6 protein-coding genes and 1 pseudogene are annotated in these 8,397 nt (G+C 56.9%); 3 read left to right on the top strand and 4 right to left on the bottom strand.

Annotated features, from left to right (window positions below):
• The 4 genes from AO277_RS29270 to AO277_RS20310 all read right to left on the bottom strand — a co-directional run.
• Nucleotides 1-692: M20/M25/M40 family metallo-hydrolase (locus AO277_RS29270; protein ID WP_257214238.1), on the bottom strand; the 692-nt coding region annotated here is incomplete at its 3' end.
• Nucleotides 670-1,428: a DeoR/GlpR family DNA-binding transcription regulator gene (locus tag AO277_RS20320; protein WP_002553219.1), complete on the bottom strand. Its 759-nt coding sequence runs from the start codon at nt 1,426-1,428 to the stop codon at nt 670-672. The genes AO277_RS29270 and AO277_RS20320, both read right to left, overlap by 23 nt.
• Nucleotides 1,429-1,508: 80 nt before the next feature.
• The gene (locus AO277_RS20315; RefSeq protein ID WP_044318928.1) at nt 1,509-2,912 is read right to left on the bottom strand and encodes an amidase; all 1,404 of its coding nucleotides are present in this window, start codon (nt 2,910-2,912) and stop codon (nt 1,509-1,511) included.
• Between the two features lie 340 nt (nt 2,913-3,252).
• Complete coding sequence (locus tag AO277_RS20310; protein WP_044318929.1) at nt 3,253-4,860, bottom strand: M10 family metallopeptidase; 1,608 nt, start codon at nt 4,858-4,860, stop codon at nt 3,253-3,255.
• Between the two features lie 513 nt (nt 4,861-5,373).
• Here AO277_RS20310 and AO277_RS20305 point away from each other — a divergent pair.
• The 3 genes and pseudogenes from AO277_RS20305 to AO277_RS20295 all read left to right on the top strand — a co-directional run bounded on the left by AO277_RS20305 (nt 5,374) and on the right by AO277_RS20295 (nt 8,235).
• Complete coding sequence (locus AO277_RS20305; RefSeq protein ID WP_002553216.1) at nt 5,374-6,678, top strand: sensor histidine kinase; 1,305 nt, start codon at nt 5,374-5,376, stop codon at nt 6,676-6,678.
• 337 nt (nt 6,679-7,015) lie between these two features.
• Nucleotides 7,016-7,891: pseudogene (locus AO277_RS20300) on the top strand (pectate lyase family protein); the annotation flags it as partial.
• Between the two features lie 26 nt (nt 7,892-7,917).
• A complete protein-coding gene (locus AO277_RS20295) occupies nt 7,918-8,235 on the top strand; it encodes a type II secretion system protein GspI (protein WP_236691244.1) in 318 nt (105 codons plus the stop codon).
• Nucleotides 8,236-8,397: the final 162 nt, after the last annotated feature.

Raw genomic sequence — 8,397 nt, 5'->3', positions numbered from 1 at the left:
ACCCGCCCCCGCCGTTTCAACGCGGCCCAGGTTTCCCGGACCACGCCGATTGCCGTCTGGCTGCTTTCCAGGCCAGTGCCTTGTTCGACATGAATTTCGACGTATCCGGCAATGTTCAAATCAACCTGATCATTACCCAGATAACCTATGGCTTGCAGCGCATCCTTCAAACGGATGCCATCGCCATCGCGGCTTTCCCAGGCATTTTCCAGGGCCAGTGCCCCGGTAAATACACCGCTGCCGATCAGGCTCGGCTGAAAGCGGGCGCCCTCCTCGTTGGTCCAGTTGACGACGGCCAGATTGCAGGCAGGTATTTCACCGCGTTCACGCAGTTGCCGCGCCAGACTGGACACCGCGACGGCACCGGCAAGCACGCCGTACACACCGTCGAAACGACCCGCGCTCGGCTGGCTGTCCAGATGTGAACCGCACAGCAGATAAGGCGCCTGGGGATCAAACGTCATGAGGCCGAACAGGTTGCCGATCGCATCGACACGCACTTCAAAGCCGTGCTCTTTCAGCCAGTCCCGAAACAGGTCGCGCACCCGACCGTCTTCAGCAGATGCCGCCAGCCGGTGCAAGCCACCCGCCGGTGTTGCACCAATGGCCGAGCTTTGCTGAAACAGCGCTTCAAATGCCGCCAGATCAGCTGCACCTGGCTCGATCAATTCAGGGATAGAGGGTGTCGACATGATCTTTCTCCAGGCGTGTCACAAACTCGTCGGATAACGCGCGATTGGTGACCAGGGTGGTGATCGCGGCGAACGGAAGAGTATTGATAAAGGTGCGATGACCGAACTTGCCATCATCAGCCAGCACAACACTGCGCGCGCAGTGCCTGACCAGCGTCCTGCGCAACATGGCTTCCGGCTCCTGGTAATCCATCAGCCCCAGGTCCAGATCAATGCCGCCGATACCCATGAAGGCGATGTCGTAATGAAACTGCCGGGCGAACTCCAGCGTGTGCGGCCCGATCAAGGCGTTGTCGGTACGCCGCACATCGCCGGGCGCAACCAGCACCTGATTGTCGCTTTGGTGCGATATCAACTGGGCGATGTCCAGCGAATTGGTGATGATCTTCAACTGGCTGAACCGCGTCAGTTGCTGGGCCAGCGCCAGCGTCGAAGTACCGGTGTCGAGGAAGATCGCCATGCCTTCGCTGACCAGTTGCGCAGCGCGGGCAGCAATACCTGCCTTGGCGCGGGGCTTGAGCCTGCTGCGTTCCTGCAAAGGCAGTTCTTCGCTGGATCTGGGCAGAATCGCGCCACCGTGAATTCTCCTTAATCGGCCCTCTTCTTCCAGATACTTGAAGTCGCGGCGAATGGTCTCTTCGGACACGAACAGCAATTGTGCAAGGTCCGACGCCTTGACACGCTGCTGTTGGGCGAGCAGGCGCATGATTTCGTCCAGGCGCGGCTGATTGAGCATGGGGGTGGCATTCCGTTGCAAAGTAAGAACTCCAGTGTCCGGGCCCGTTGGCCGTTGATCCGCAAGCAAGAGGGACATGGCTACTGCCCCAAAATCGGTGGCAAGTGTTGATCCCATGGCGCGATGGCTTCCACAGTGGCACAGAACTGCAGCACCTGAGCGTCGGCAAAGCGTGGCCCGACCACTTGCAGACCAATGGGCAGCCCGCCGGAACTCCACCCGCAGGGCAGGTTGGCCGCCGGGTTGCCGGTCATGTTGAAAGGGTAAGTAAATGGCGTCCAGCGCGCCCACGGCAAAGCGCCGTCCTGCCCGGCATAACCGGCCGGTGCCACGTCGTCGGCAGCAAACGGCAGAATCGGCAACGTGGGCATGATCAGCAAATCGTAATCTTCAAACAGCGCATGGACCTGATTGGCAAACGCAGCGCGCTGCTGAAGTGCCTGCAAGTAATCGCTCAGGCTGTGCTGGGCAGAACGCCTGATCAGATCGGCAAAGCCAGGGTCAAGCTGGTCCAGTTGCTGCGCAAGCGCTTTGCCATAAGCAATACCGCGCCCGGCAACCCACAGCGTTTCGAACGTCGCCAGCGGGTGCTGCCAGTTCGGTTTGAGCGTGCTGACCGTGACGGGCAGCGACTTGGCGATGTTGCCTACGGCGGCTTCGACTGCTGAGGCGATTTGCGCGTCGTCCGGTGTGTCAAACAGCGTCGGGCAGAAGCCGATACGCAACGGACTCAACGGTTGGTCACACCGTGCCAGAAAGGACTCGTCAGGGGCTGGCAGCGCCTGGTGATCCAGCGGATCCGGCCCCGACAGGATATCGAACAGCAACGCGCTATCACGCACGGTTCGGGTAATCGGTCCGGCATGACTGAGCATCTCGGTGGCTGACCAGGGCCAGGTCGGAATGCATCCCAGAGTGCCTTTGAGGGCGAACGCACCACAGAACGAGCCAGGTATGCGCACCGAGCCGCCACCATCGGAGCCCAGTGCGGCCGGCACCATGCGCGCCGCCACCGCAATCGCCGAGCCGGAACTGGAGCCACCACTGGTCAGTGCCGGGTCCCAGGGGTTACGCCCGTTGCCGAACACCCGTGACGTACTCGCGCCGGTCCAGCCGAATTCGGTCGTCGCTGTCTTGCCCAGAATGATCGCACCAGCATTCTTGAGGCGGCGAATGATCGGTGCATCCTGGACCGGCACCGAGTCCAGAGCAGTCAACGAGCCACGCGTGGTGCGCAGTCCCGCTGTCGAAAAGAGGTCCTTGATGCCAAAGGGTATGCCGTGCAGCGGACCTCTTACCTGACCACGCTGCAGTTCGGCAGTCATCGTCCAGGCCTGTTCGAGCGCGACATCGGCGTATACGTCACCAAACGCATTGAGTGTGGAATTGTGGGTTTCAATCGTTGCCAGACATAACTCAGTCAAGCGTATCGGCGTCATGCAGCCTTTGCGGACAAGCGCGGCAGCTTCAATCACGGTAGGCATGGACGATGGCTGTGGCTCAATCAATGTAGATACCTCTTTCATCAGTGAGATACTTCTGCGCAATGCCCAGTGCCGACGACTGTCGGCGCATTACATTCAGCAGGGGCTGGCGCGTCAAGTGGGTTTTGTTGGATATATTGAATTTGTGGTTTTAAATTTTGTAACAGCACCGTCACGGTGCCAAAAAAAGCTCAAAACCCTGCGTCGCCCAATTGCGGTGCGCAGTTAAAACGGCGGGAAGAGGCAGGAGAAAGAAAGAAGGAGGCGATGGGCAAGCAGATAGAACGGCGCCTGTCCGTGGCGCAGTCCTGTCATTGAAACCGGTATTTCAAGTCAGCGATCAAACCGCCAGATCGTGAGCATGGAACTCGGTTACACCGACCAGCTGGATTTCAAAGTCTGCATGCAAATCACCATTGACGTTGCCGGACAGCACGTGGTCGGCGAAACGCAGTTGGCCAGCGCCTGTGAACTCGCCGCTGCCAATGAAGCTGAAAGCATCAAGGGCTTTGGTGTCCACGTTGGCATCCATCTTCAGGAAGCTCAGCTTGTCGCCCTGCTGGCTGTTGAAGTCGGTAATCACGTCGCTGGCGTGGCCTTTGCCCATTTCTGCCAGGTCATTGAACACAAAACGGTCAGCGCCGCTGCCACCGGTCATGATGTCTGCGCCCAGACCGCCAACCAGCTTGTCATTGCCCGCGCCGCCGAACAGCACATTGTTCGCATCGTTACCGGTCAGGGTATTGTTGCGATCATTGCCCAGCAAAGTGAACTCGCCCTCACCTTTGAGGTGGACGTTTTCAAAGTTGGCCAGCGGGCCGGCATTCAGGTCGATCACTGTGGCAACCGGCGATGTGTTGTCATAGGTGATCTTGAGTGTATCGATGCCCTCATTGGCCTTCTCTTGCACCAAAGCGAGCTCACCAGCCTGATCAATAACGTAGGTGTCGTTACCCAGACCGCCAATCATGGTGTCCAGACCGCCACGACCATCAAGCACGTTATCCAGGCTGTTGCCGATCAGCGTGTCATTGAAAGCAGAGCCAATGGCGTTTTCAATGTGCGCACCGTAGGCAATCGCCAGCCCTGAGTTCATCAGCGTCGGGGCATCAGGATTCTGGTTGTAATCGAGGAACGGCTTGCCGATGGTGCTGAACTCACCCTCCTTGAGGTTGATCTTCACAAACGAAGCCTGATTGCTGGCATCGATCGTATCCTTGCCACCAGCGTCCCAGATCGTCTCGAACACCGACTGATCGGGTGCCCATTTGTAGACGTCATTACCGGTGTGATAGCTGGTGTTGGCACCGTATATGAACTGCATGGCCGCCACATCGAGCAACATCGGCGTGGTGGGTTTGAAACTGTAGTTGTTGGTGTAGCTCATGATGGTGTAACGGGCATCTTCAAACTTGGCATCGAGCAGAACATCGTTGTATTGCGAGGCTTCAAACGAATGTTTCAAACCCAATGCATGACCCGTTTCATGCATGAACGTCAGGTAATCATCCGTGCCTTTGGCAGGATCAGCCGCGTTGACTTTCGGCCCGATCCAGACATCACCGGACCGGCCCAGTGTGCCTGGCGCGTAAGCCTGGCCGTACTCAGTACTTTGCAGACTCTTGAAGCCGCCAAAACGAATGTCTCCGACATTGTCCGGCGTGTCCTGAACCTCGGTGAACTTGATGTCTGCCACTGCACTCCATGCACCCAACGCACTTCTTGCCGCCGCTGCCTGGGCATCGGTCAGTGAATAGGCATCGCTGGGCTCCTGAGAGCGACTGTAGTCAGTGGCATAGACGGAGTTGGCAGTATGAAAGCTGTAAGTGAGTTGAGTACCGGTTGAATCGCCTAACCAGAACGGCCCCCACAACAGGCTGGTGACTCTGTCGTCGGGAGACCCTTCGGGCAAAAGTTCGGCAGGACTTGAATCATTTGGGCCGGGCATCAGCAATGCTCCTGAAGAATACACACGTTAGTGATTAACCAACGATCTTTGCCCACGCAAAAATCGCCAGGCAGTTTATTACATAACAGGCACACTATGGGCACAATAAGTTACAAGCAAACTACTTACGGATGCCGGACACGCATTGCCAACACCCGCAGACTTCTTATTACGAATGTACTTTTATAGCTATAATACGCCTCCTACTAATAACGCTACATGAAACCTTCTTTAAACCCACGATTCCAACTGACCGGGTTCATTGCCCAAGCCGCCAATGAGCATTCACGGCAAAACGCGAGAACCCGATCAAGACCGGCAACGAAGGCGGTACAGTTGAGCTATCGTGTAACGGCTGTCGACGCGCTGGACGGTTCAGCGTTCACGACAGGCACAGAACTGAAGCCTGACGCGTCCGGCCGGATCGCGTGCATTTATACGCTGTGTACCTTGCTGCCCTGTATAAATCATAGGCATCATAAGACCTTATCTCATCTGATCGCGGTGCGCCCCATGACCCACCACCCTGCGCCACTTCCTGCCAACGAAGAAGAACGAGTCCTGTCTCTTGAGCATCTCAGGATACTGGACAGCGTTCCCGAGCAGGACTTCGACGACATTGTGCTGCTCGCTACCACGCTGTGCGACGCGCCCATCGCCCTGGTTTCGCTGGTTGACCGGGAACGCCAGTGGTTCAAGGCCTGCATCGGCCTGGACGTCAAGGAAACCCATCGCGATCTGGCCTTCTGCGCACACGCAATCCTGCAACCTTCCGATGTGCTGGTCGTAGAAGATGCAACCACCGACCCCCGCTTCAGAGAAAGCCCGCTGGTGCTGGGCCCTCCTTATATCCGGTTTTATGCAGGCGCACCGATTCGCACCGACACGGGCCATGCGCTGGGCACGGTGTGTATAATCGATATCTGGCCGCGTGTTCTGACCGAACAACAACGTCTGGCCCTGCTGGCACTGGCCCGCCAGACCGCAGCCTTGATGCAATATCGCCTGCTTACACAACAACGCGACCAACATGCCGCAGAACTGGCCCTGGGACTCGAAAGCGCACAGAGTCAAAGCCTGGCCGTTGAACGCAATCTGCGCGAGTCACAGCGGGTGTCGTCATTGGGAATGCTCACAGCGAGCATCGCCCACGACTTCAACAACCTGCTCCAGGCGCTGAGCGCCAGCCTGCAACTTGTCCGCATGCGCTCGCGTCGCCCAGCTGATGTCGAGACGCTCAGTGATACCGGCCTGCGAGCTGTGGATCACGGTCGACAATTGGTCACCCGTTTGCTCGATAGCGTTCGTCAGGACGGCCCCGAGCTGATCTGCATCGATGTCAGCGAACGGATCGATGCCGCCCGTGATCTGTTATTGCGCTCGGCAGGCGACAATCTGGAACTGTCGTTCGACCTTAGCGCACAGGGCTGGGGCGTCCTGTGCGCCGAAGCGCAGTTGCACGCCGCCGTATTGAACCTCTTGGCCAACGCCCGTGATGCAATGTCAGGGTCTGGCAAGGTACATATCGCCACTCGACTGGAGTCAGTCAAGGAAGACCCACGATTGCCGGAAGGCGACTACCTGGTACTCAGCGTGGCTGATAATGGCCCAGGCATGGCCGCCGATCTCAAGGAACAGATATTCGAACCCTTCTTCACCACCAGACGCTCCGAACCAGGTGCCGGCCTGGGCCTTGTTCAGGTGCAGGAGTTTGCGGTGAACGCAGGCGGAGGCGCACGCGTCGAAACAGCACCTGAAAACGGGACGACCGTGCATCTCTACCTGAGAATACTGGGTCCGATCAATTCAACGAATTAAGCGCCCCACTACTTCACGGACGTCTGACGCGGCCTTGTTATTCATTAGATGAATAACAAGGCCGCATCAGACGCATTCACCTCATGAATTACATTACCATCATGGCGACAATAGCAATGTACTTATTGCGCGTTAGATGCCTGTAAAAAATAAACAGCACAGTTTCTCTTTTACAAAAAAATACACACACAACAATGGCGCTTTCCGATTCACGACTATATTCAATCAACAGCAAACATTCTGTTTGCGCTACTGCCTTGGCAACAGGATGTTTGCTGTGGGATACGCAGTTGCAATAACTGCACGTTGTACACACATTAATCAAGGAATAGATTATATGTTGAAGCCTCATGGTTTAACGCCGCTCGCATTGACGGGCGGCATTCTTGTATCGCTATTGTCTGTCAGCCTGTCTGCCCACGCCGATATCGCCACCGATGTTGCCACTACCGGTTGGGCTACTCAAAACGGGGGCACCAAGGGTGGTTCAAGGGCAGCAGCGAATAACATTTATACGGTGAAAAACGCCGCCGAGCTGAAAGCCGCACTGGCTGCGTCGGCAGGCAGCAACGGCCGGATCATCAAGGTGACAGGGGTTATTGATGTCAGCGAGGGCAAACCGTACACCAAAACCTCTGATATGAAGCAGCGCGCCCGCCTGGACATCCCCGGCAAAACCACGATTGTCGGCACCTCCAGCAGTGCCGAGATAAGGGAAGGGTTTTTCTACGCGAAGGAAAACGACGTCATCATTCGCAACCTGACCATTGAAAACCCTTGGGACCCGGAAGATGGCAGCGCCGGCAACTGGAACTCGGAGTACGACGGTCTGACGGTCGAAGGTGCCAGCAATGTATGGATCGATCATGTGACGTTTACCGACGGCCGTCGTACCGATGATCAGAATGGCACGGCCAATGGCCGTCCAAAACAACACCATGATGGCGCACTGGACGTCAAGAACGGCGCCAACTACGTCACCATCTCGTATTCCGTGTTCCGGAATCATGAAAAGAATAACCTGATCGGTTCAAGTGACAGTAAAACAACCGATGACGGCAAACTGAAGGTGACCATTCATAACTCGTTGTTCGAGAATATTTCCTCTCGCGGGCCGCGCGTGCGGTTTGGTCAGGTTCATCTTTACAACAACTACCACACTGGAAGTACCAGCCATAAGGTCTACCCGTTTGTGTATGCCCAGGGCGTCGGGTGGCGCTGTTGATCATCACCGTGGCAATGGCGGCGGCCGTGCGCTTGAGCGGGGTAATGACCTTCAACAACGGTGTGTTGCGCGACCGCGCCATTGCGCTGCTGGAGGCGCAGAACCAACTGGCCGAATTACGCATGATGGCAAGGCTCAGGCCTGGTTTCACAGCCCGCAAGTGCGACCAGGGCAGGCTCTCGCTGACCTGTGAACAGACACTCAAAGCCAGTGCAGACGGAATGTTGATGCGGGTCAGTCTGCGAGTATTACAGCGGGACAATAAAGCGCCGCCACTGGCCCGCCTCGATACCATTATCGCCATCCGACGCCAGCCGAAAGAGTCTCCATGAGCGTTTCAACGACGCAGCAGGCTGGGCAACTCCGGCAGGCCTGCCAGGCTGGCGACCTTGAATCGTGTGCGCTCGGTACCCTGCTCGATCACTACTGAACCGCCCCGGGTTTCTCGGAGACTCCAACCTTTGAGAGGATGGAGCGATGAAAAAACTACCGAA

Origin of the sequence: Pseudomonas amygdali, assembly GCF_002699855.1 — a bacterium.
In the GTDB taxonomy this organism is placed as follows: domain Bacteria; phylum Pseudomonadota; class Gammaproteobacteria; order Pseudomonadales; family Pseudomonadaceae; genus Aquipseudomonas; species Aquipseudomonas amygdali.
Note: the sequence above shows the minus strand (reverse complement) of the source record. Positions and strands in the feature narration are given on the sequence as shown.

What these genes read in the sequence shown, in the direction of transcription:
- AO277_RS20295 (WP_236691244.1), top strand. Translation starts at nt 7,918, where the DNA reads ATGGCGGCGGCCGTGCGCTTGAGCGGGGTAATGACCTTCAACAACGGT.
- AO277_RS20320 (WP_002553219.1), bottom strand. Translation starts at nt 1,428, where the DNA reads ATGCTCAATCAGCCGCGCCTGGACGAAATCATGCGCCTGCTCGCCCAA.
- AO277_RS20315 (WP_044318928.1), bottom strand. Translation starts at nt 2,912, where the DNA reads ATGCCTACCGTGATTGAAGCTGCCGCGCTTGTCCGCAAAGGCTGCATG.
- AO277_RS20305 (WP_002553216.1), top strand. Translation starts at nt 5,374, where the DNA reads ATGACCCACCACCCTGCGCCACTTCCTGCCAACGAAGAAGAACGAGTC.
- AO277_RS20310 (WP_044318929.1), bottom strand. Translation starts at nt 4,860, where the DNA reads ATGCCCGGCCCAAATGATTCAAGTCCTGCCGAACTTTTGCCCGAAGGG.